Here is a 22809-nt window from a genome sequence, read left to right as displayed (position 1 = left end):
CGGACGGCAGTAGCATCCGGCGCACGTCCCCCCTCGCGCTCCCGGCGCACGTCCGCCGCGCGAACCCCCCGTCCCGGCCCGGCAACGCCGCCGCGCCGGCCGAAGTGATCGAAGGAGTGGGTCGCTTGTCCGCCAGCCGCATCAGCGTCATCGTGCTCGCGCACGGGGCCGGGGAGTCGCTCGGCGACACCCTCGCCTCGCTCGCGGCGCAGACGTTCGGCGACCTCGAAGTGCTGGTCATGGACGACGGCGCCGGCGCCACCGCCGAGACCGCCGTGCCCGACGACCGGTTCCGGATCGTCCGGCAGGGGGCGCTCAGCCGGGGCGCGGCCCGCAACCTGGGCGTCGCGGAGAGCGGCGGCGAGTTCCTGCTGTTCGTCAACGGCGGCGACGAGCTCACGCCGGACGCCGCCGCGGCCCTGCTGGCGTCGCTGGAGCGGTCGGGGTCCGACCTCGCGCTCGGCCGCGAGGCCGTCCGCAAGTGGAACGGCCAGGTGTCGGCGTGGAAGTCGCGCAACACGCCCGCCGACCCCGCCACCGGCACCGACGTGCAGCGGAGCCCGGAGCTCGTCCGCGACCGCAAGGTGTTCGGCAAGCTGTTCCGCCGCTCGTTCTGGACGTCGCACAAGCTGGAGTTCCCCGACGTCGGCTGGTACGACGACCTGCCGACCACGCTCCAGGCGCTGCACCTGGCGCAGGGCGTCGACGTGCTGCCCGACGTCGTGCTGCACCGGCGCGGGCCCTGGTTCGGGACGACGACGGAGGCGCAGGAGATCGCCGACGGGTTCGGCGCCGTCAACCTCGCCACCACCTGGCTGGACGAGCACGGCCACGCCCGGTCCAAGCGCCGCCTCCAGCTCATCGCCGTGACCGGTGAGCTCCAGGTCTTCCTGGACGCGCTGCCCGACGTGCCCGCCGAGGAGCGCGACCAGGTCGTCGCGCAGGCCGCCGCGTACGCCGCGGACGTCCCCGCGAAGGTGCTCGCCGACGCGTCCGCGCTGACCCGGCTGAAGTGGCACCTCGCCGCCACCGGGCACACGACCGAGCTGGTGAAGGTCGTCCGGTACGAGCGCGGGAAGGCGTCGCCGTCGATCGTCCGCGACCCGCTGCGCCGCTACGTCGTGTACCCGTACTTCAAGGACGCGGGGGTCGACGTCCCCCGCGACGTCTACCGGGCGCGGAGCGAGGTCAAGCTGCGCGGCCGCGTGCACGCGGTGAGCTGGTCGGGCGACACGCTGACCGTCACCGGCGAGGCGTACATCAACTCCGTCAGCATGCGGCGCCGCTGGACGTCGGTGAAGACGATGACGCTGCGGTCCGGCAAGCGGAAGATCGTCGCGCGGGCCCGGCAGACGCCGAAGCCCGGCAAGAAGTCCGGCTGGTCCGGGTTCGAGGTCGGCCTCGACGCCGACCGGCTCCGCGACCACGGGACGTGGGTCGAGGGCGACTGGACCGTCGAGGCGTCCGTGCTGAACGCGGGCGTGTTCCGGCGGGGCCCGCTGCGCGGCGGCAGCTCCGGCAGCGGCGCCCACCCCCCGTACCACTACGTCGCCGACGACGTCCGCGTCGTCCCGCAGATCCGCGACGGCCGCCTCGTCATCACGGTCGAGAAGGTCGCCGTGAAGGCCACCGCCCTCCGCTGGGAGGACGACGCGCTCGTCATCGAGGCGGCGGGCGAGGCGCCGGACGAGCTGGTCCTGTCGCTCGGCGACGACCGCGTGGCGGTGCCGGTCACCGCGACGGACGGCGGGTTCACCGCCCGCGTCGACCCGTTCGGCCTCGAAGGCTCCCCCATGCCGCCGGACCAGATCGACGACACCCGCGACTGGCTGGTGTCGGCCGGCGAGCGCCGGTTGGTGCTCGCCGAGGGCGTCGCCGACGTCGACCGGATGTTCGGCGCGCTGGAGGTCACCGCCGGGCGCGGCCCGAGCGGCTACCTGCGCGTCCGCCGCACCACGACGCGGCTGGCCGTCGACGACTGCACGTGGCGGCCCGAAGGGGCGCTCGCGGTGACCGCGACGCACCCCGCCCACGGCGGCGGGCAGCTCGTCCTGCGCAGCCGGGGACGCCGCAAGGAGTACGCGTTCGCCCTCGTCGCCGACCCGTCCTCGGGCGTGCTGCGCGCCGAGGTCCCGGTCGCGGCCGTGCCCGGCGTCGCCGGTGTGCTGCCGCTGCGTCCGGGCCGCTGGGACGTGCTGTTCCAGCCGCCGGGCGAGCGGGCGCTGACCGTCCGGCTGTCCCCGCAGGCGCAGAAGGCGCTGCCGGAGCCGCTGGAGGTCGCGCGCCGCGGCTACGCGCTGGAGGCCCGCGACGGTCGGCTCGTCGTGTCGGTGACCGGCGACGTCACCTCCGAGGAGAAGAGCGCCGGGCCGAAGTACCGGGAGGAGGCCCGCCGCCGCGTCGACCGCGACGGCCTCCGCGACACCGTCCTGTTCTCGTGCTTCAGCGGACGCCAGTACTCCGACAGCCCGAAGGCGATCCACCAGGAGATCCTCCGCCGCGGCCTCGACCTGGAGCAGCTCTGGGTCGTCAACGACGCGCAGGTGGAGCTGCCGGACACGCTGGAGCCCGTCCGGCTCAACGGCAAGGAGTGGAACGAGGCGCTCGCCACGTCCCGCTACATCGTGACGAACCACCGGCTCGGCGACGCGTTCCAGCGCCACCCGGACCAGGTCGTCCTGCAGACGTGGCACGGCACGCCGCTGAAGAAGATCGGCAAGGACATCAAGGAGGTGCACTTCGCCTACGCGCCCGGCATGAAGAAGGCGCTGCAGTCGAAGTCCACCGGCCCGGTCGTCCCCGAGTGGAGCCACCTGCTGTCCCCGAACCCGTTCAGCACGGAGATCTTCCGCCGCGCGTTCGCGTTCAAGGGCGAGATGCTGGAGGTCGGCTACCCGCGCAACGACCTGATGCACAGCCCCGAGGCCGCGACCGTCGCCAGGCAGGTCAAGGCCCGGCTCGGCATCCCCGAGGGCAAGCGCGTCGTGCTGTACGCCCCCACGTGGCGGGACGACCAGTACTACAGCCGCGGCCGCTACAAGTTCGACATGCGCCTCGACCTGGAGCGGGCCCGCGCCGCCCTCGGCGACGACCACGTCCTCCTCGTGCGCCTGCACACCAACGTCGTCGACGGCGTCGCCGAGGACGAGCACGGCTTCGTCCGGGACGTGTCCCTGTATCCCGACATCACCGAGCTGTACCTGATCTCCGACATGATGATCAGCGACTACTCGTCGGTGATGTTCGACTACGCCAACACGGGCCGTCCCATGCTGTTCTTCACCTACGACCTGGCCGACTACCGGGACCGCCTCCGCGGCTTCTACTTCGACTTCGAGGCCGAGTCGCCGGGCCCCCTGGTGGAGACGTCCGACGACCTCATCGACGCGATCCGCGACGTGGAGTCCGCCACCGCCGCCCACAAGGAGCGCTACGACGCCTTCGTCGACCGCTTCTGCCCCCTCGACGACGGCCAGGCCGCCGCCCGCGCCGTCGACCGCGTCTTCACCCCGGACAGCTGAGGAACACTTGACTTCCCCCAAGGTCAGCGTCATCGTCCCGGTCTACAACTGCCGCGCGTCGGTGGGGCGGACGCTGCTGTCGGTCTTCGAGCAGACCCTCGACGCCGAGCTGATCGAGGTCATCGCGGTGGACGACGGCTCCACCGACGGCAGCGGCGACGAGCTGGACCGGATCGCCGCGACGCACCCGGGGCTCACCGTCGTCCGGCGGTCGAACTCGGGTGGGCCCGGTGGCCCCCGCAACATCGGCATCGAGCGGGCCCGCGGCGAGTACCTGTTCTTCTTGGACGCCGACGACCACCTCGGCCCGGAGGCCCTGGAGCGCATGTGCGCCATGGCCGACGAGCAGGGGACCGACGTCGTCATCGGCAACTACGTCGGTGTCGGACGGGGCGTCGCGCGGTTCGACGAGAACATCCCCCGCATCACCGTGGACGACCCGAAGACCGATATCTACAGCAGGTCGCTGACCGTGCACAAGCTGTTCCGCCGCGCCATGGTCGCCGAGCATGGGATCACCTTCCCGGAGGGCGTTCTCTCCGGCGAGGACAAGGTGTTCGCCGGACACGCGTTCCTGCACTGCTCCGGCGTCTCCGTCGTCGCCGACTACGACTGCTACTACCTCGTCGAACGCGAAGACGGCACCAGCATCATGCAGACCGGCGGAGCGCCGGGCGCCGTCTACTTCGCCGAGGCGGCCCGGCCGCTGCTGGAGCAGGTCGTGTCGCACCGCGGGCCGGGCGCGGTCCGCGACCGGATGCTCGTCCGCCACTTCCAGCGGGACGTCCTGCACCGGTTCAACGACCGGCTGCTCGCGGCGTCCGAGGAGGAGCAGCGCGCGACCAGGGACGGCGTCCGCCGGCTCTGCGAGGACTACCTCACCCCCTCGGTGCTGATGCGGATGCCGCCCCGCCACCGGCTGCTCGCCCACTGCGCGCGCAGCGGCCACGAGCGGCTCCTCACCGAGATCATCGAGGCCGGCGGGGGCCCGGACCCGGTTCCGGTCATCGTCGACAAGGACCGCGCCTACTGCCGTTTCCCCGGCTTCCGGGAGCCGTCGGCCGCCATCCCCGACGCCTATTTCGACGTCACCGACCGGCTGCGCGTCCAGCGGAGCATCACCGCGCTCGGCTGGGACGGCGACCGGCTGCGGGTCAGCGGCAGGGCCGCGATCACCATGCTGGACGTCGCCGACCAGACCGCCGCGCTGCTGCTGCGGTCCAAGAAGTCGGGCGGCGAGCGCCGGGTGGAGATCGAACTGGACGCCGACGGCGACTTCACCGTGGACGTCGCCTCCAGCGCGGTGCCGTCCGGCACCTGGGACCTGCACGTCGAGTTGTCCAGCGGCAGGCTGGCCATGGAGGGGCGCCTCGGCGCGGACCGCTCCCCGGAGATCGGGGCCGCCCCGCCGGTCCGGTTCGTCGCGTCCGAAGACGGCGATGCGGCGGCCGTCGCCCCGTTCTTCACCCGCGAGTACGGCAACCTGTCGTTGACCGTCGCGCCGGGGACCGCGGGCCTCCAGCGGCTCCTGAGCTTCGACGGCGTCGAATGGGACGACGACGCGCGGCTGCGAATCCGCGGCCACCTGCCGGCGACCCGGCGGGCCGCCGCGCTGGTGCACCTGGCGGTCGGGCTCGACCCGCGCGGCGGGGGCGGCGACGCACGACGCGGCGAAGTGGAGACGTCCGCCGGGGCCGACCGCATGGACTTCACCGCGGTCATCGACGCGCGCCGGCTGGGCGACGGGCGCTGGGACGCTTGGCTGGACCTGACCGTCGGCGCCGAGACGTCCCGTGTCCGGGTGTCGGTGGCCGACGGGGACGTGTCCGCGCCGGTGCCGTGCGCGGCCCTGGGCATGCGGCGCGCCTCGTTCTACCGGACGGGCGGCGGGAACCTCGCCGTCCAGGTCGTGCCGGGCCGGCTGCCCGCCATGCTGAAGTCGGCGCGGCGGCGGCTCGGCCGGGTCGGCTGATCAAGCGTCCTTTCCGGCGGCGACCTTCTGCTTCTCCGGCTCCTCGCCCACCGGTTCCGGCTTCTCGGCGGCGGGCTCCGGCTCTCGCCAGGCCGGGCGGGGCTTGCGGGGTGGGGGGAGGAGGGCCAGGCCGAGGGCCAGGCAGGCGAACGGGACGGCCGGGACGACGTAGCGGTAGTCGAAGTCGGCGGTCGCGGCGGGGATCACCAGCAGCGCCAGGCTCGTGCCCCAGGGGAGGATCGCGCCCGTCCCCCAGTGCGTGGCGGGGCCCAGCGGGCGCCAGCGGCCCCGTTGCCTGACGTGCGGGAGCGCGGCGGCGAGGCCGCAGAGGAGCAGGATGCCGAGGATCGTGCCCGGCATGGCGAAGTTGTCCTGGTAGGTGCGGATCTTCCCGGCCCACGGCTGGACGACCTTGGCCTCCCCGCCGTCCGGGTCGTACTTCTCGGCGGCGAGGGCCTGGCTGTCGCTCCACGCCTCGCCTTCGGGGAAGTCGTACTGCAGCCACGTCCACGGCGTCGGGTACGGCTCGCGGTCCCATTCGAACGCCATCATCGTGTCGTGGACGATCACGTTCGCGTAGTCGCCGGGCTGCTTCCCGATGGCCTGCCACGCGAACTCGCCCGCGAGCCGGTTGGCCTCCTCGCCGGTGACCCAGCCGGGGATGTTGCGGAACGGCGAGTCCTCCGTCCACATGGAGGCGAACGCGGGCGATATGCGCGGGTCGCTGCGCTGCGGGCACATGATCTGGAGTTCGGGCTCGGGCTTGATGACCCGGCAGTCGGCGAACGCCGCGGTGCGTCCGTAGAGCCAGATCGACTCGGCCTTGGCCATCTTGAACTGGCCGTACTCCGACTGGAACCAGAACATGTAGCCGACGACCGGCAGGGCGAACACGACCGTCGCGGAGACGCACGCCCGCCAGCCCGCGCGGCGCAGCAGCATCGCGACGAGGATCACCGCGATCAGCGGCAGGCCCGCCGACCGCGTCAGCGCCGCGAACGCCGCGAAGGCGCCGGCGAGCGCGCCCAGCCACCAGGTCGACCGGCGCCGCCACAGCGCCGCCGCCACCGCCGCGAGCAGCAGGAACGCGAACAGCGAGTCCGACATGAGCATGTGCTCGAGGGCGACCTGCTGGACGGGGATCAGCACCGGGACGGTCAGCGCCGCCGCGAGGACGGGCGGGAGCCACGCGCGCCACGCCCACCGCCCGGACGGCTCGTCCAGGGGCCAGGCCGCCCGTCCGGCGCGCACCACCAGGACGTACACCAGCACCCCGGTGAGGACGCCGATGGCGTGCTGCACCGACACCATCACGGTGAAGCTGTGGAACGGTTTGATCAGCCACAGCAGAAACGGGTATCCACTGGGACGCGTCTCACCCGGCCGCAACTCGACGGCGGACGCCAGATACCCGGGCGAGTCGCCGAACCACAACGGAGCCGGATACCCGAGGACCGCGATGACCCGGATCCAGATCGCCGCCGCGAGAACTCCAGCGAACGGCACATGGGGGATGAGTCGGACGCGCACCCGGTCCACGCTACCCATGGGAATGATCACCATGTGCGGGGACCAGTCACGGATCAGCGACAATGCCCGTCCCCCGATCCGGGCAGCGATAGCATCGGAGCGCTCCTCACGATGAAAGGGATGAACTCCATGGCTGACTTCACGCTCGACGACGTTCGGCAACGGACGTACAAGGCGCGTGATGCCTGGTGGACCGTCCTGCTGGTCGACCCGCTCGCGTCCCGGCTGGTCAGGTTCACGGCCAACCGGACGCGCGTCACCCCGAACCAGCTCACCGTCGGGGCCCTGATCCTCGGCCTCGCCGCCGGCGCCTGCTTCGCCGTCGCGTCCTGGCCGTGGCTGCTCGCCGGCGCGCTGCTGTACCACCTGTCGTTCACGCTCGACTGCATGGACGGCAAGATCGCTCGCCTGAAGGGCACCGGCTCGGTCTTCGGCGCCTGGCTCGACTACATCTTCGACCGCGTCCGCGTCCTCGCCTGCGCGATCGCCCTCATGGCCGGGCAGTACGCCGCCACGGACAACGTCGCCTACATCTGGACGGCCGTCGCGGTCGTGTTCCTCGACATGCTCCGCTACATGGACGCTCTGGAGATCTACAAGGTCCGCTCCCAGATGCGGACGACGCTGAACGCGGCCCGCACGGAGGCCAGGGAGCTCGAACTGGCCGCCCGCCGCGCCAACGGCGAGGTACCGGACGCCGACGAGGACCTCCTCTCCGCCGAGGCCCTCACCGAGGACCCCGAGGCCGACATGGAGAACCGGGTCGTCGCCGACGACCCGACCATCGCGACCCTCCAGCAGGGCTTCAACCAGCGTTTCCCCTGGTACGCCCGGATCCGCAACGTCCTGATGGCGGGCCGCATCCGCCCGCACCTGATCAGCGGCATCGAGTTCCAGATGGGCGTCTTCATCGTCGCCCCGATCGCCGCCGCGATCATCTCCGGCGCGATCATCCCGGTGGTCGCGGCGAGCGCCGCCGGCCTGCTGGCCTTCGAACTCGTCATCATCTACAAGTTCTGGCTGTCCAGCCGCGACTACAGCCGCAGCCTCGCCAAGCTCAACGACAAGATCGAGACCTACCGCTCCGCGCTCCCCGCCGACCAGGAGGTCACGGTCGGCAGCGCGGGCTGACCCGCTCCGCTCGTCGCGAAGGCCCCCGGCGCGTGCCGGGGGCCTTCGCCCTTTTCGAGGTCAGCGCTTGCGCGCGGTGACGATCAGGTACTCCCACTCCGTGACCAGGCTGGACGTCCCCACGTCGTGGCTGCGGGCCAGTTCGGCGAGCGCAGCGTCCAGCGCGGCGACCTTGTCCGGGTCGTCGGCGATGCGCCGGTAGACGGCGATCGTCGGCCCGTACCGGCTCTTGAAGTAGTCGCGGAACTCCTCGGGCTTCCCGAACCGGTCGACCCGCACCGTCTTCTTCTCGAAGCTGACGTCGGTGACGCGGTCGCCCAGGAGCCGCTCAACGTGCTCGGGACGTCCCCACAGCGGCGGCGGCTGCGCGCCCTGCGGGGGCGGCGGCGCGTACGGCTTCATCGTGGCGAACATCTGCCCGATGAAGCCCTCCGGCGTCCAGTTGAGCAGCCCGACCGTGCCGCCGGACCGGCAGACGCGCACCAGTTCGTCCGCGGACGCCTGGTGATGCGGGGCGAACATGATCCCCACGCACGACAGCACCGTGTCGAACTCCGCGTCGCCGAACGGCAGCGCCTCCGCGTCGGCCTCTTTCCACTCCAGCTCGGCGCCGCGCTTCGCCGCGTCGTCCCGTCCGGCCTGGAGCAGCTCGGGCGTGAGGTCGCTCGCCACCACGTCCGCTCCTTCGAGCGCCGCCGCGATGGCCGCGTTGCCCGACCCTGCCGCGATGTCCAGCACCCGCTTGCCGGCGGTCACTCCGGCCGCCCGGACGAGCACCGCCCCCAGCTCCGGGATGATCTCGGACGCCAGCGACGGATAGTCGCCCGACGCCCACATCGCCCTGTGCGCGTCCTTCAGCTTGTCCCCCATGGAAACTTCTCCCCTCGTGTCCCGTGTGGGGCCAACGTTAGGAACCTGAAGGACGCTCTCCTAGTACAGGATCTGTACCGAGATCTATCCGGCTGACGTTAACCGCCCTAGTGTGCGAGGTATGGGGGCTTCGTATTACCAGTTCTGCCCCGTCGCCAAGGCGATGGAGTTACTCGACGAGCGCTGGACGCTGCTGATCGTCCGCGAGCTGCTGTCCGGGAGTGAACACTTCAACGAGGTGCGGCGGGGCGTGCCCCGCATGTCGCCGACGCTGCTGTCCAAGCGCCTGAACCAGCTCGTCCGGGCCGGTGTCCTGGACAAGAAGGACGACCGCTACGTCCTCACCTCCGCCGGTGAGGAACTGCGCCCGGTGGTAGAGGCCCTCGCCGTATGGGGCGTCCGCTGGATCGGTGAACTGGGCGACCAGGACCTCGACCCCAAGCTGCTCCTCTGGGACATGTGCCGCAACATCGCTCCCGGCGCGGTCCCCGACGGCCGGACCGTGATCCTCTTCGACTTCCCGGACGTCGCGCCCCGCACCCGCCACTGGTGGCTCGTCACCACCCCCGGCACCGCCGACCTCTGCGACATGGACCCCGGCCACGAGGTCTCCGTGACGGTGACCACCGGCCTCCGCCACCTCATCGGCATCTGGCGCGGCGACCTCACCTGGGACACCGCCCTCCGCACCGACGTCCTGCGAATCCAGGGCCCCGAACCCCTCCGCCGCACCCTCCCCACCTGGTTCGCCCTCGCCCCCTACGCCACCGTCCCCCGCCCGGCCGGGTAGCCGCCCTCGGGTCGGACATCAGCCGATGTGATACTTGGTGATCTCTTGCTCACGCAGGGCCGCCCCCAACCCTAGAGCCCAACTCGGGCACGTGAACCCGAGGCGCCACGCACGCCCAGGTACCCGCACTTCGCGCGTGCGCAAGAGTGCAGGGGACGGGACGGGCACCGCCTGACCTGCTCGATCAGGCCGGGTACCCCCCATCCGGATCCTTGCGGTGCGTGACGGCTACCGAGCCGGAGCGCGCGGTAAAGGATTTGCTACACTTCGAGGCGTGGAGGAGTGGGAGATCCGTGTCACCAATGAGCTGCTCGCCTGGATCAACGCCTTGGACGAAAGGTCGAGGGCTCAGGTCGTTGATGCCATCGACCGTCTCGCCGAAATCGGTCCGGGGCTGGGCCGTCCGCTCGTGGACCGCATTGAGGGCTCTCGGCTGCACAACCTCAAGGAGCTGCGCCCCGGGTCGGCGGGCAGCTCGGAGATCAGAGTATTGTTCGTGTTCGACCCGTGGCGGTCGGCCATTCTGCTGACCGGTGGCGACAAGTCCGGTAACTGGTCGGGCTGGTACAAGCAGGCCATCCCCCGCGCCGAAGACCTGTACGAGGAATATGTGAAGGATCGCCAGGTCGAGGAGGAGCAGCGATGACGAAATTTCCCAAGTGGAGCGAGGTCCGCGCCGACGTCGTCGCAGCAGCCGGCGGGGAGGAAGGCGTCGCGGAAGCCCGCAAGCGCAACCAGTCCTACATCGACGGCCACCGGCTCGCCGAACGCCGCAAGGCCCTCGGTCTGTCCCAGACCGAGGTGGCCGACAAGATGGGCGTGACCAAGAGCCGGGTCTCCCAGATCGAGCGCGGCGAGGTCTCCACCGTCGACGCCATCGCCCGCTACGTCCAGGCCCTCGGAGGCCAACTCCAGATCTCCGCTGTGTTCGGCGACGACCAGTACATCCTGCGCGGCACCGACACCCACGCCGCCTGACCGATCGGTCGCAACACCGGCACTGCCGCTGGTCGCCGACTGAGCCTGAAGGCGCCCAGCCGTGTCACCACAGAGGCGGTTCGCAAGGCCCGTCCCAGGCCGGACACACCCCCGCGCTTCGCGCATAGACAACGACGCAAAGGGGGCATCGGAACGCCACCGGCCGGGGTTCGGGCAGGACAGGGCGGTCAGCGAGACACGCGCCGCTTGACCTGCCCGATCAGATCGGCGAACTGCGCAACGGACAAGGTGAGGTGCCCCCCATCCGGATCCTTGCTGTCCCGCACACCGATTCCGGCCTCTGGCGAAAGACTTCCCAGCTCAACGCAGTCTTCGTCGTTGACCCCGCTGCTATGGGCGCTCTTCCGCCATTGGACGTTCATGTGCATTGCTCCAAGTACCGCTCGACAAGAGCGCGCGAGGCATCTTCCGGGAGGGCCTTCGCGCCGATGCGGTCAAACCTAGCCCAAAGATCCCTCACCTCGCCGGGGGCCTCGATCAGCCTTCCGCCGTACTGCGCGCCCGCGTACGCGATGTCCCGGCGTTCCAAGCTGATGATCTGGAAGGGGCCGTCGAAGCCCTCGTGGGCACCAGCCGAAGGCTGGATGAAACGGATGATGACATGCGGGAGGTCCATCATCTCTCGGAGGTGTGCGAGCTGTCCCTTCATGACCTCCGGACCGCCGACACAGGAACGGAGTACTTCCTCCTCCAAGATGATGCAGAAGAACGGCGGCTTGTCTCGGTCAAGTAGGACCTGCTGGCGAGCCAGACGCCTGGCCACGGTGTCATCGGCGTCGTCCGGCGTCCCTGCCATGGCAAGGGCGCGCATGTAGTCCTCGGTCTGGAACGGCCGGGGGATGGATTTTCCGTGGTAGGCCCTGAATGCCCTTCCCCGCTCCTCGTGAGGGACGAGCTGACGGCCCCAGTCCGGGTCATGCGCATTCCGGGCATACCAGAGCAGAAACTGCAAAAGCTCGCCCGTGCCGTATTTCTCGTCCAGCTTGACAAGCTGGTCTTCCTGCGGATGCTGCCTGACTGCCTCGATGTTCGAAACAGTCGACCGGGTAACGCCGATGATCTTCCCGCACTGCGTGAGCGAAAGCCCTTCCTTCTCGCGAAGAAACCGCAGGTAGAAGGCCAGGAGGTGCCACAAAGAGATCTTGGGTTCGATGGGGTCGCGGACGATCGGCATCAGCTCTCCTGTTTGGGGTTGTTTATAAGCACAAGAAAACCGTAGAGCTTAGCGTGATCGTTGTCGCAGGAAATCGGAATCTCGGGCAAGGACGGGACGATGGCGATGACGGCGGCCTCAGAGCCGATCATGACCCTTATGGGCACACCTTCCGCAGTGGGGCTAGCACGCACCTTCGCGGACACACAACTCCGGAAATGGGACTACTTCCACATTCTCGACAGCGCGCTTCTCATCGTTTCGGAACTCGTCACCAACGCGGCCCGCCAGACGCCGGACGCGGAGATCCGTCTCCAGCTCAGCCGGGACGCCTACGGGATCATCATCGCCGTCTGGGACGCCGACCACGAGCTGCCCAAGGCCAAGCCGATGACCGAACTCACCCTCGAAGACCTCGACCTGTCCGAGGAGGCGTTCGACGACAACGGCGGCTGGGGCCTGCACATCGTCCAGGCCATGTCCGCCAAGTGCGGCGTCACCGCCGACCCTTCTGGCGGCAAGTGGATCTGGGCCCGCATGCACCCATAGCGGCCTCTGAGCCTGCCATCAGGCCAGAGTCACGGTCGGGACAGCGGTGCCGAGCGCGCGGTGCGGAATCCCACGTCGTCGATCCGGAAGGTCGGGTGGCTGCGCCGCCGCACCGAGGCCCGGCAGCTCCAGTGCTCGTCGGCCCATCCACCGCCGCGCAGCACGCGGTAGGTGCCGTACACCTCGGCGTCGTAGACGTCCCAGCACCAGTTCCACACGTTGCCCAGCATGTCGTACAGGCCCCACGCGTTGGGCTGCTTGCCGCCGACAGGGTGGATCCGCCCATCGGAGTTGCCCTGGTACCAGGCGACCTCGTCCAGCGGGCCGTATCGCGGGCCGGTCGTGCCCGCACGGCAGGCGTGCTCCCATTCGGCCTCGGTCGGCAGCCGGTACCCGCCGGCGGAGGTGTCCCATTCGACCAGCTCGGCGTCGGCATCGAGGTGATACGCGGGCGTCAGCCCCTCACGCTCGGACAACGCGTTGCAGAACTGGACCGCGTCCCACCACGAGACATTCGCAGCCGGAAGCCGGTCGTCCTGGGCGCTGCTCGGCCGCTCACCGGCGACCCGTGCGTACCGCGACCGCGTGACCGGGAACGCCGACATCTGGAACAGCGCGACCTCGATCTGCCAACTGCTCCGCGTCCGCCGATCCGACAGGGTCACCCGTCCGGGCGGGACGATGACCATCTCGTTTCCCGCGTCCGCGTGCATAACGGGTCACCCTACTGGCGGCTTCCCTCCGGCCTCCGCGATCGCCTGCCCGATCAGGGCGCCGTAGACGAGGTCAGGAAGGTGGTCAGTTCGCGGGCTACGGGTTCGGGGGCGTCCAGCATTGAGAGGACGTAGGCGTCTGGGATTTCGGCGTAGCGGGCGTTGGGGATGAGGTCGGCTAGGCGGCGGCCGTGGGACGGGGGCATGACGCGGTTGTCGGGGGACCACAGCACCAGGGTTTCGCCTTCGAAGCGGCTCAGGGCCTCGGTGTCCCGGACGAGGGTCGGCTTGTGGAAGCCCGCCCGGCAGTAGGCGCGCAGGTCGCGGCGGACGCCCGGGTCGCGCAGGACCGGCTCGGTCCAGCCGTGGACGAGGGCGTCGGGGACCGGTCGCCGTGTCATCTGCCCGAACAGCATCGGCTGGCGGCGCAGCCAGCCGATGCGGAGCTGGCGTGCGGCGATGGCGAGGAGCCCGGGTGTGCGGACGGCGATGACGGCCATCTTGCCGGGCAGGCCGGGCGGGAAGTTGTCGAACGCCTCGCAGGGCAGGATCACCAGGCGCGCGACGCGGTGGTCGAGGCCGTGGGCGGTGAGGAAGAGCCCGCCGCCCCAGTCGCTGTGCACGAGGGTGACGTCGTTCAGGTCCAGGGCGTCCAGGAAGTCGGCCACGATGCGGGTCTGGCCGCGCATGGACAGGTCCGCGTCCGGCTTCATCGCCCTGCGGTGCGAGCCGAGCGGCAGGACGGGGCGGATGTAGCGCCGGCCGTTCGGGAGCAGCGGCAGCACCCTGTCCCAGATGGTGTGGTCCAGCATCAGGCCGTGCAGCAGGACGACCGGCGGCCCGTCCCCCGTCTCGTCGTACTCGATGACGCCCGCCGGGACTTCGACGCTCTTCATGGCACCCCCATTAGAACGATCGCTCTAGAGCATCCGTTCTAACATGGGGGCGTGAGGACTGACAAGCGAATCGTGAACGCGATGGCGGAGCTGCTGCGCCTGCAGGGCTACGCCGCGACGGGGATCCAGCAGCTCGCGCGGGCGGCGGAGGCTCCCACCGGGTCGATCTACCACCATTTCCGCGGCGGGAAGCGCGAGGTGGCGGCGGCCGCGCTGCGGGAGACGGGGGCCGTCTACATCCAGGTGCTCCCGATGCTGCTGGACGAGCACGCCGATCTCGCGACGGGGATCGAGGCGGCGTTCGCCGCGGCGGCCGAGGACATGGAGAACACCGGCTGGGCCAACATGTGCCCGGTCGTCACCGTCACGGGCGAGATCGCCGACACCGAGCCGGAGCTCCGCGAGGTCGCGGCCGAGGTGCTCACCTCATGGGTCGACGAGGGCACCCGGTACATGGCCGGACGGGGTCTGTCCGAAACGGACGCGCGTGCCCTGACCTACGCGGTGCTCAGCTCGCTCGAAGGAGCGTTCATCCTGGCGCGCGGGCAGCGCTCCCGCGAGCCCCTCCTCGCCGCCGGCCACGCCCTCGCCGCCTACGTGGCGACACTTCCCGCCACGGCCTCGGCGCGCTCACCGGGCTAGGAGGCCGGTCCATTGGTCGCAGACCTCGGTGAGGCCGTAGGTGGCTCTCACCTGGGTTCGCGCCAGCTCCCGGTCTTGGTGCCAGCGGTCCAGGGCGACGGTCGTGGATATCGAGGCGGCCATGGCCGAGGGCGATTCGTGGATCCAGCGGGGGTCGTAGATGGTGTCGGCGCCGGGCCAGTTGAGGAGGGCCGGGACGGCGCCGGAGGCCATGCCTTCGGCGGGGGCCAGGTGGAAGCTCTCGTCGTCGCTGGTGGAGAGGACGAAGCCGATGCGGCGCAGCCAGGACGCCACGTCGCGGCCGTAGCTGTCGAAGACGACGCCGCCGGAGAGGAGGCGCGAGCGGCGGATGCGGCGGAAAACCTTCTCGTAGTGGGCCCGTTCCTCGTCCTTCTGCCAGATCCACCAGTACTCCCAGGGGAGTTTGGATTTGACGAAGAGGGTGAAGCGCGGGTCGTCGCGGCGCAGTTCTTCGAGGACGTCGAGGGCCAGGTCCAGGCGTTTGCGGGACGGCGCTATGCCGATCATTCCGAGGTGGTGTTCGGCGCCCGGGAGTTTGGCGCGGTCGAGTTGGGCGTCGTCCACCCAGTTCGGGACCGTGACGACCTTTGCGGCGGGCCAGCCCGTCATTTCGCGGGTGAGGTCGGTGTAGTGGGGGCTGACGCAGATGACCTGGTCCACTGCGGCGATGTCGAGTTGCTTCGGCCAGGGGGCGTACAGCTCGAAGCGGTGGAGGCGGACGACCAGGCGCTGGTCAGGGCGTTTGCGGGCCGCGAACCAGAGGGCGTTGGGGCCGCACCATTCGCAGATGATGACGTCCGCCCAGTCGACCAGGTCTTGGCTGCGTTTCTCGTCATGGGCTTTGAGAGCGGGCCAGTGGTCGACGCGGATTTCCATGTCGGGGCGGGAGCGCAGGTAGTCGAGCAGGCGGGAGAAGAATTTCAGGTCGTGGCCTGCGACTCCGACGCGGAGAGGGCGTTGCTTGACCGCCAGGACGGCCGGAGAGGGCTCCGGGAATGCCTGGGAAAGATATGCGCGGAGGCGGTCGGCGGCGGCGTCGAGAGTGAATTCCGTGGCGGCCGTGCGGCAGCGGTCGGCGGCGACGGTGTAGACGTCCGGGTTCTTGCCGATGAGGGTCAGGGCGTCCAGGACGTCGTCCTCGGTGGCCGCGAAGAGGGGGTAGTCCGTGCCCAGCAGCCGTTCGTGCATGGGCGTGCGGTTGAGGACGACCGGGACGCCGAGCGTGCCGCATTCCAGGACTTTCGTGGACAGTTCCAGGCTCGCGTCCATCGACGGGTCGCGCCACGAGAGGCCGACGTCGCAGGACGCGGTGAGCCGCATCGCCTCGGCGCGGGGGTGGCCGCCGTGCCAGACGACGCCTTCGCCCGTCTCCAGCGCGGTACGCATGCGGGTCGCGAAGCCGGGGTCGGCCGGGTCGTCGTGGATCTTGTCGCCGACCATGTGGAGCTCGGCGTCCACCCCGCGCATGGTGAGGAGGCGCGGCAGGGACGTCATCTCGTAGGTGTTCCAGCGGGGCGCGAACTTGCCCGTGTAGACGAGGCGGAGCGGGCCGTCGGGCGCGCCGGGAGGACGGGCCTCCACGTCGGAGAGGACCACAACGGGCGGGAACAGGACGCTCTTGCCCGCGGTGGCGGGGACGGCGGCCTCCAGGAAACCGCGCAGTTCCTCGGTCTGGCAGAGCAGGACGCGGGAGGCGTCGGCGATGCGGCGCAGTTCGCCCTTCGCGGACGCGCCGAACTCCCCCGCCGCCTGCGGGACGTCGGTCAGGTACGTCCAGAGCCGTCCGGCGAGGGGGCCCATGGCGAGTTTGCCCGCCAGCCGGCGGCCCCGGACGGCGACCAGGTCGTGCGGGTTCTCGGCGTCGATCTGGGCGAGGATCACGGCGGCGTGCCGCGGCGTCATCGGCACGTCGAACAGCCCCTCGGCGTGCGGGCTGCGGACGGTGACGCCGGGCAGGGCGCGCAGCGGGTCGACGAGCCGTCCGGTCCGGACGGGCGCCTTGAGGACCAGGGTCACCTCGCAGCCGGCGCGGGCGAGTGCCTGGACCATGCCCTGGGCCCAGATCGCCGATCCGTCGATCATGTTGAGGTCGACGTCGCCGTAGACGAGGGCACGTGGTCGCACGGTGGTTCCTTTCAACGGACTGAATCCTTCGAGGCGGGACGACCCCCCGCGCCCCCCGGCAACCGCACGGGTTCCAGCAGTTCGGCGAGCCGGCCGGGCGCGGTGGCGGTCGCGTCCCACGGCAGGGACGCGAGGGTCGCGGGCGGCGTCCCGCCCCACAGGACGAGCGGGAGCTTGCGGGCGGCGGCGATCTGCCGGAGTTCGTGCAGCGCGAGGTCCCGGTCGTACATGCCGGGGACGCCCAGGTACGCCCAGGGGCCGCCGGGGCCGCCGGCCGCCGCGTCCACGACGAGCATGTCGACGTCGGCCGAGCCGAGGACGATCGCGGCGTCGTGCGGGTACAGCGGGACCACCTCGGCGTGCTCGGCGAGGAGCGCCGCCGTGCCCGGGGCCAGCACCCCCGCGACGATCAGCCGCTCGCACGGGCCCGCGACGAGCAGCCGGTTCTCCGGACGGTCGACGCGGTCGGGCTGGACGCCGCCGCCCGGCGCGGAACCGGCGCCCGGCACGGGCGCGTTGCGTTTGCGCCACAGCCGGTACAGCTCCCGGGGCAGCCGCTTGCCCCGCTTCGGGTTGCGCGCGGCGCCCGCGACGAGCCGGCCGAACTGGACGGCCGTCGACGTCTCCAGCGCGGCGAGCCGCCTCTCCAGCTCGTCGAGCCGCGCCTCGCGCTCGCGCAGCGTGGACTTCAGCCGTCCGAGCTGCTGGTACGCCTTCGCGTCCGGGCCGTCACTCACTCAGGAACTCCATGATCACTTCGGCGATGCGGGGGCCGGCGTGGCCGTCCCACAGGGGCGGCTTCCGGTCGCCCGCCCGCGCACCCGATTCGAGGACCTTGCGCACGCCCGGCACCAGTTCCGCGAAGGTGACGAGGCGGTTCGTGCCGTGCGTGATGGTGATCGGCCGCTCGGTGTTGGGCCGGACGGTCAGGCACGGCACGCCGAGGATCGTCGTCTCCTCCTGGAGCCCGCCCGAGTCGGTGACCACCGCCGCCGCCCCCCGCACGGCGGCGATGAAGTCGATGTACCCGAGCGGGTCCAGGACGTGCACGCCGGGGTGGTCGTCCAGCCCGGCGGACAGGAGGTTCGCCCGGCCGCGCGGGTGCACGGGGATGACGAGGTCGGCGAGGTCGGCGACGCCGTGCAGGTGCCGGACGAGGGCGGACGCGGTCGCGGGCGCGTCCACGTTCGCCGGGCGGTGCATGGTCGCGAGGACGTACCGCTCCGGCAGGCCGTGCGCCTCCCGGACGGCGGCCGTGTCGAAGGAGTCCAGGTTCGCCAGCAGCGTGTCGATCATCGGGTTCCCGACGAGGTGCGCGCGGGACACCGGGACGCCCTCGGCGGCCAGGTGCCCGATCCCCTCCGGGCTCGTGACCAGGCACAGCGCGGACAGCTGGTCGGTGATCCGCCGGTTGACCTCCTCCGGCATGGTCATGTCGAAGCTCCGCAGCCCGGCCTCCACATGGGCGACCGGGATGTGCAGCTTGGCCGCGACGAGGGCGGCGGCGATGGTCGAGTTCACGTCGCCGTACACGATGACCAGGGCGGGTGAACGGCTGGTGAACTCCCCCTCCAGGCCGATCATGAGCGCGGCGGTCTGCTGGGCATGCCCGCCGGAGCCGACGCCGAGGTTGACGTCGGGCTCGGGAAGCCCCAGCTCGTCGAAGAAGACCTCCGACATCCGCGCGTCGTAGTGCTGACCGGTGTGGACCACGGCCTGCTCGGCGCCGGCGGCCCGCAGCGCGGAGATCACCGGGGCGGCCTTGACGAAGTTCGGCCGCGCCCCGAGGACGTGCACGATGGGTGCCAACACAATTTCCCTTCTGTTCACCGGGGTCGCTTAGCGTCCGGCCCCGTGGTCGACCAATCGCTGAAGAAATCCGTCTACCTGGCCGGACTCGGCTGGCGGCAGCTGCGGGACGATCCCGGGCGGGCGGCGCGGCTGGCCGTCCGGCTGGCGGCGCGCACCCCGTTCGGCGCCCGGCTGCGGCGCTCCCCGCTGGCCGTGCCGAAGCCCCGGGACGTCCGGCGCGAGACCGCCGAGCTGCGGGCCCTGCTCGCCCGGCCGCGCGCGGCGGCCCCCCGGCACGAGCGGCGGCCGGGGAACGGCGTGCTGATGTTCGTGACGAACGCGCTGCCGTGCACGAACGCCGGCTACACCGTCCGGACGCACCGGATCGCGCTCGCCCAGCGGGAGACGGGCCTCGACACGCACGTGGTGACGCGGCTCGGCCATCCGCTCGGCCAGGGCGTCGGCGACGCGCGGGCGAGGGTGGACGTCGACGGCGTCCCGTACCACCGGCTGCTGCCCTGGCTGCCGCCGGGCGATCCCGTCCGGGCCGTCGGGAAGAGCGCCGATCTGGCCGGACGGCTGGTCGAGGAGCTGCGGCCGTCCGTCCTGCACGCGGTCAGCAACCATCTGAACGCGGCCGTCGCGCTGGAGCTCGGACGCCGCCACGGCGTCCCGGTCGTCTACGAGGTGCGCGGTTTCCTGGAGGACTCCTGGCTCTCCCGCGACCCCGCGCACCGCGCCACCGACGAGTTCTACCGGCTGACCCGCGAGCTGGAGACGCGCCGGATGGCCGAGGCGGACGCGGTCGTCACGCTCGGCGAGGCGATGCGGGCGGAGATCGCGTCCCGGGGCGTCCCCGAGGAGAAGATCTTCACGGTCCCGAACGGCGTGGACGAGGCGTTCCTGGAGCCGCTGCCCGACGGGCGGGACCTGCGCGAAGAGCTGGGCATTCCGGAGACCGCCACGGTCGTCGGCCTCACGTCCTCGTTCTACGGCTACGAGGGCATCGACACGCTGATCGACGCCGCCGCGCTGCTCCGCGACCGGGGAGCCCCCGTCACGCTGCTCCTCGTCGGGGACGGCCCGGAGCGCGGCGCGCTGGAACGGCGCGCGGCCGGGCACGGCGTGCACGCCGTGTTCACCGGCCGGGTGCCGATGGAGTCCGTTCGCCGCTATCACGCCGCCCTCGATGTGTTCGCGGTCCCGCGCCGGGCGGACCGGGTGTGCCAATTGGTGACGCCCCTCAAGCCGATCGAGGCGATGGCGGGGGGAATCCCCGTTATCGCCAGTGATGTCAAAGCTCTCCGGGAAATCGTGGAACCGGGCGTGACGGGCGCGTTAACAGTTCCGGAAGACCCGGAATCATGGGCGAATTGTCTGGAAGATCTGGCTTACAGTCCCGAATTGAGACAGAAGATCGGGCGGGCGGCCCGGGAACGGGTCGCGGCGGAGCGCACCTGGCGCGCCGTGACCCGCGGATACCGGGCCGCCTACCGACGGACATAGACCGAAGGGAGCCGGGCGCATGGATCTTGTGGTCATCGGACTCGGCTACGTGGGGCTGCCGCTCGCGCGGGAGGCGTGCCGCTCCGGCCTGCGGGCCGGCGGGCTCGACCGGGACGCGCGCGTGGTCGCCGGGCTCAAGGCCGGGCTGTCGCACATCGACGACGTCTCGGCCGCCGAGATCGAGCGGATGCTGGAGGCCGGGTTCGTCCCGAGCCTGCACGAGGACGTCCTGGACGGCGCCCGCACCGTGGTCATCTGCGTGCCGACGCCGCTGTCGCCGGAGGGCGGCCCCGACCTGACCGCGGTGCGCGGCGCGGCCGAGACGGTCGCCCGCCACCTGGAGCCGGGCATGCTGGTGGTGCTGGAGTCGACCACCTACCCGGGCACGACCGAGGAGGTCGTCCGGCCGATCCTGGAGACGTCCGGCCTGGTCGCGGGCGAGGAGTTCCACCTGGCGTTCTCGCCGGAGCGGATCGACCCGGGCAACCCGGTGTACGGCGTCCGCAACACCCCGAAGATCGTCGGCGGGCTGACCCCGGCGTGCGCGTCGGCGGCGGCGGCGTTCTACGGCAAGTTCGTCGACCGGGTCGTGCAGGCCAAGGGCACCCGCGAGGCGGAGATGGCGAAGCTGCTGGAGAACACCTACCGGCACGTCAACATCGCGCTGGTCAACGAGATGGCGGTGTTCTGCAACGAGCTGGGCATCGACCTGTGGGACGCGATCGACTGCGCGGCCACGAAGCCGTTCGGGTTCCAGGCGTTCCGGCCGGGTCCGGGCGTCGGCGGGCACTGCATCCCGATCGACCCGAACTACCTGTCGTACAAGGTCAGGTCGCTGGGCTACCCGTTCCGGTTCGTGGAGCTGGCCCAGGAGATCAACGACCGGATGCCCCGGTACGTCGCGGAGCGCGCGCAGCAGCTGCTCAACCGGGAGGGACGCGCGCTGAAGGACGCCAGGGTCCTGCTGCTCGGCGTCACCTACAAGGCCGACATCGCCGACCAGCGCGAGTCGCCGGCCCGTCCGGTGGCGCGGCGGCTGGCCCGGCTCGGCGCCGACCTGTCCTTCCACGACCCGTTCGTCGCGTCCTGGGACGTGGACGGCGAGCCGGTCCGGAACGCGGGCGACGACCTGCCCGCCGCACTGGAGGCGGCCGACCTCGCGATAGTCCTGGCCGCCCACACCACCTACGCCCCAGAGACGCTGACAAGGCACGCAAGGCTGCTGTTCGACACCCGCGGCCGAACCCGCGACGCCCAGCAGCAGAGCGTAGAGCTCCTCTGAGCCCCGTTGATCTGCGGCGTGTCGTTGTTATGAGGCCGCCGATAACAACAACACGCCGCAGGTCAACGAATCGGGTGGGGGTGGACATGTCGTGGACGACGGGGGTTCATCGGGTGTTCTCGTCCGGCGTCGAGACTCGGGGGAAGAAGACGATTTCGGCGCGTTACGGAGTGAGTGTGATGCGGGTCTGTGTTTGCACGGTGGTGCACCATCCCGAGGACGCACGCATTCTGCACCGGCAGATTCGCGCGCTACTCGACGCCGGCCACGAGGTCACATATATCGCCCCATTTCGGGCGTGCAATGCGACCCCGTGGCGGCAGATCAGCCCGGTGGACATCCCGCGGGCGACGGGGCGGCGGCGGCTCCGCGCGCTGCGCGCCGCCCACCGGGCGCTCGCCGAGCACGCCCCGTACGCCGACGTGGTCCTGCTGCACGACCCGGAGCTGCTGGTGTCCCTCCCCCGCGAGGTCCGGCAGCGGACGGTCGTGTGGGACGTCCACGAGGACACCGCCGCCGCCCTGTCGGCCAAGGGCTGGCTGCCCGGCCCGGCGCGGCCCCTGCTGCGCCCGGCCGTCCGCCGGCTGGAGCGGCGCAGTGAACGGCGGCACCGGCTGCTGCTCGCCGAGCACGGCTACCGGTCCCGGTTCCGCGAGGACCACCCGGTCGTGCCCAACACCACCTACGTCTCCGACACGCCGCCCGGCCCGCCGGACGGCCGCCGCGCCGTCTACGTCGGGCAGCTGTCCCGGGCGCGCGGCGCGCTCGACATGATCGAGATGGCCCGCGCGCTGACCGCCGAGGGCATCCTGGTGGAGCTGATCGGCGCGGCGGACGCCGACGTCCGGGGCGCGCTGCGGCAGGCCCAGCGCGAGGGGCTCGTGCGCTGGTACGGGTTCGTCCCGAACGACCGGGCGCTGCGGATCGCCGAGGGCGCGATGGCCGGGCTGGCGCTGCTGCACGACGAGCCGAACTACCGGCACTCGATGCCGACGAAGGTCGTCGAGTACATGGCCCGCGGCATCCCCGTCGTCACCACGCCGAACCCGCCGGCGGTGGACATCGTCGAGCCGGCCGGCTGCGGGCTCGTCGTCCCGTTCGCCGACCCGCAGTCGGCGGCCAAGGCCGTCCTGCGGCTGCGCGACGACCCCGACCACCGGGCCGAGCTGGGCAAACGCGGTTACGACGCGGCCCGCGCCCGGTTCCACTGGCCCGTCCACGCCGCAGACTTCGTCGCCCAACTGGAGGCGTGGGCGGGCCGCTCCCCGCACGTGGCGCGGGAGCCGGAGCCCGAACCCGTCCCCGAGTTCTAGCCCCGG

The 22809-nt window shown here is 71.2% G+C and carries 21 protein-coding genes; 11 read left to right on the top strand and 10 right to left on the bottom strand.

Annotation, left to right across the window (positions count from 1 at the left end; all coding sequences use genetic code 11):
• The first annotated feature begins 125 nt into the window (after positions 1 to 125).
• Together ACA511_RS07755 and ACA511_RS07750 are read left to right on the top strand one after the other, a co-directional pair.
• Positions 126 to 3521, top strand: coding sequence for a CDP-glycerol glycerophosphotransferase family protein (locus ACA511_RS07755; protein ID WP_375023364.1), 3396 nt, complete (start codon positions 126 to 128; stop codon positions 3519 to 3521).
• 7 nt (positions 3522 to 3528) lie between these two features.
• Positions 3529 to 5493 carry a glycosyltransferase gene (locus ACA511_RS07750; protein WP_375023363.1) on the top strand — a complete coding sequence of 655 codons (1965 nt, stop codon included), beginning with the start codon at positions 3529 to 3531 and terminating at the stop codon, positions 5491 to 5493.
• On the opposite strand, the gene ACA511_RS07745 is transcribed toward ACA511_RS07750, so the two are convergent.
• A complete protein-coding gene (locus ACA511_RS07745) occupies positions 5494 to 7023 on the bottom strand; it encodes a hypothetical protein (RefSeq protein WP_375023362.1) in 1530 nt (509 codons plus the stop codon).
• A 129-nt stretch (positions 7024 to 7152) separates the two neighbouring features.
• Here ACA511_RS07745 and ACA511_RS07740 point away from each other — a divergent pair, with 129 nt between their 5' ends.
• Positions 7153 to 8154, top strand: a complete 1002-nt coding sequence (locus tag ACA511_RS07740; RefSeq protein ID WP_375023361.1) for a CDP-alcohol phosphatidyltransferase family protein — start codon at positions 7153 to 7155, stop codon at positions 8152 to 8154.
• A gap of 60 nt (positions 8155 to 8214) precedes the next feature.
• Here ACA511_RS07740 and ACA511_RS07735 read toward each other — a convergent pair whose 3' ends face one another.
• Positions 8215 to 9024: a class I SAM-dependent methyltransferase gene (locus ACA511_RS07735; protein WP_375023360.1), complete on the bottom strand. Its 810-nt coding sequence runs from the start codon at positions 9022 to 9024 to the stop codon at positions 8215 to 8217.
• A gap of 121 nt (positions 9025 to 9145) precedes the next feature.
• Between ACA511_RS07735 and ACA511_RS07730 the strand changes: the two genes are divergently transcribed.
• The 3 genes from ACA511_RS07730 to ACA511_RS07720 all read left to right on the top strand — a co-directional run bounded on the left by ACA511_RS07730 (position 9146) and on the right by ACA511_RS07720 (position 10792).
• Complete coding sequence (locus tag ACA511_RS07730; RefSeq protein ID WP_375023359.1) at positions 9146 to 9814, top strand: winged helix-turn-helix transcriptional regulator; 669 nt, start codon at positions 9146 to 9148, stop codon at positions 9812 to 9814.
• 274 nt (positions 9815 to 10088) lie between these two features.
• A complete protein-coding gene (locus ACA511_RS07725) occupies positions 10089 to 10460 on the top strand; it encodes a type II toxin-antitoxin system RelE/ParE family toxin (RefSeq protein WP_375023358.1) in 372 nt (123 codons plus the stop codon).
• A complete protein-coding gene (locus ACA511_RS07720) occupies positions 10457 to 10792 on the top strand; it encodes a helix-turn-helix domain-containing protein (protein WP_375023357.1) in 336 nt (111 codons plus the stop codon). The genes ACA511_RS07725 and ACA511_RS07720 overlap by 4 nt, the downstream gene beginning before the upstream one ends.
• A 188-nt stretch (positions 10793 to 10980) precedes the next feature.
• On the opposite strand, the gene ACA511_RS07715 is transcribed toward ACA511_RS07720, so the two are convergent.
• Genes ACA511_RS07715 through ACA511_RS07705 form a run of 3 tightly spaced genes read right to left on the bottom strand, consistent with a single transcriptional unit; the run spans position 10981 to position 12118 of the window.
• On the bottom strand, positions 10981 to 11175 hold the full coding sequence (locus ACA511_RS07715) for a DUF397 domain-containing protein (RefSeq protein WP_375023356.1): 195 nt from the start codon (positions 11173 to 11175) through the stop codon (positions 10981 to 10983).
• Entirely contained in the window at positions 11172 to 11987 is an 816-nt protein-coding gene (locus ACA511_RS07710) for a helix-turn-helix domain-containing protein (RefSeq protein ID WP_375023355.1), read from the bottom strand. Before ACA511_RS07710 ends, ACA511_RS07715 begins: the two co-directional genes overlap by 4 nt.
• Positions 11987 to 12118 (bottom strand): hypothetical protein, encoded by a 132-nt coding sequence (locus tag ACA511_RS07705; RefSeq protein WP_375023354.1) that lies wholly within the window; start codon positions 12116 to 12118, stop codon positions 11987 to 11989. The genes ACA511_RS07710 and ACA511_RS07705 overlap by 1 nt, the downstream gene beginning before the upstream one ends.
• A gap of 25 nt (positions 12119 to 12143) precedes the next feature.
• Between ACA511_RS07705 and ACA511_RS07700 the strand changes: the two genes are divergently transcribed.
• A complete protein-coding gene (locus ACA511_RS07700) occupies positions 12144 to 12515 on the top strand; it encodes an ATP-binding protein (RefSeq protein ID WP_375023353.1) in 372 nt (123 codons plus the stop codon).
• A gap of 29 nt (positions 12516 to 12544) precedes the next feature.
• On the opposite strand, the gene ACA511_RS07695 is transcribed toward ACA511_RS07700, so the two are convergent.
• Together ACA511_RS07695 and ACA511_RS07690 are read right to left on the bottom strand one after the other, a co-directional pair.
• Positions 12545 to 13228, bottom strand: coding sequence for a formylglycine-generating enzyme family protein (locus ACA511_RS07695; protein WP_375023352.1), 684 nt, complete (start codon positions 13226 to 13228; stop codon positions 12545 to 12547).
• A gap of 53 nt (positions 13229 to 13281) precedes the next feature.
• Positions 13282 to 14124, bottom strand: coding sequence for an alpha/beta fold hydrolase (locus ACA511_RS07690; protein WP_375023351.1), 843 nt, complete (start codon positions 14122 to 14124; stop codon positions 13282 to 13284).
• 51 nt (positions 14125 to 14175) lie between these two features.
• Here ACA511_RS07690 and ACA511_RS07685 point away from each other — a divergent pair, with 51 nt between their 5' ends.
• Complete coding sequence (locus ACA511_RS07685; protein WP_375023350.1) at positions 14176 to 14766, top strand: TetR/AcrR family transcriptional regulator; 591 nt, start codon at positions 14176 to 14178, stop codon at positions 14764 to 14766.
• On the opposite strand, the gene ACA511_RS07680 is transcribed toward ACA511_RS07685, so the two are convergent.
• Genes ACA511_RS07680 through wecB form a run of 3 tightly spaced genes read right to left on the bottom strand, consistent with a single transcriptional unit; the run spans position 14755 to position 18708 of the window.
• Positions 14755 to 16869: a glycosyltransferase gene (locus tag ACA511_RS07680; RefSeq protein ID WP_375024706.1), complete on the bottom strand. Its 2115-nt coding sequence runs from the start codon at positions 16867 to 16869 to the stop codon at positions 14755 to 14757. The genes ACA511_RS07685 and ACA511_RS07680 overlap by 12 nt on opposite strands.
• A 53-nt stretch (positions 16870 to 16922) precedes the next feature.
• Complete coding sequence (locus ACA511_RS07675; RefSeq protein ID WP_375023349.1) at positions 16923 to 17648, bottom strand: hypothetical protein; 726 nt, start codon at positions 17646 to 17648, stop codon at positions 16923 to 16925.
• A complete protein-coding gene (wecB, locus tag ACA511_RS07670) occupies positions 17641 to 18708 on the bottom strand; it encodes a non-hydrolyzing UDP-N-acetylglucosamine 2-epimerase (protein ID WP_375024704.1) in 1068 nt (355 codons plus the stop codon). The genes ACA511_RS07675 and wecB overlap by 8 nt, the downstream gene beginning before the upstream one ends.
• 57 nt (positions 18709 to 18765) lie before the next feature.
• On the opposite strand from wecB, the gene ACA511_RS07665 reads away from it, so the two are divergent.
• The 3 genes from ACA511_RS07665 (at position 18766) to ACA511_RS07655 (ending at position 22803) form a co-directional block, all read left to right on the top strand.
• Positions 18766 to 20208, top strand: a complete 1443-nt coding sequence (locus tag ACA511_RS07665) for a glycosyltransferase family 4 protein (protein WP_375023348.1) — start codon at positions 18766 to 18768, stop codon at positions 20206 to 20208.
• A gap of 19 nt (positions 20209 to 20227) precedes the next feature.
• Positions 20228 to 21490, top strand: coding sequence for a nucleotide sugar dehydrogenase (locus ACA511_RS07660; protein WP_375023347.1), 1263 nt, complete (start codon positions 20228 to 20230; stop codon positions 21488 to 21490).
• Positions 21491 to 21669: 179 nt separating this feature from the next.
• On the top strand, positions 21670 to 22803 hold the full coding sequence (locus tag ACA511_RS07655; protein WP_375024702.1) for a glycosyltransferase family 4 protein: 1134 nt from the start codon (positions 21670 to 21672) through the stop codon (positions 22801 to 22803).
• Positions 22804 to 22809: the final 6 nt, after the last annotated feature.

The sequence above is a fragment of the Actinomadura sp. GTD37 genome, from assembly GCF_041951365.1.
GTDB lineage: Bacteria > Actinomycetota > Actinomycetes > Streptosporangiales > Streptosporangiaceae > Spirillospora.
The sequence above is the reverse complement of the archived record's forward strand: the minus strand, read 5'-3'. Positions and strand labels throughout refer to the sequence as shown.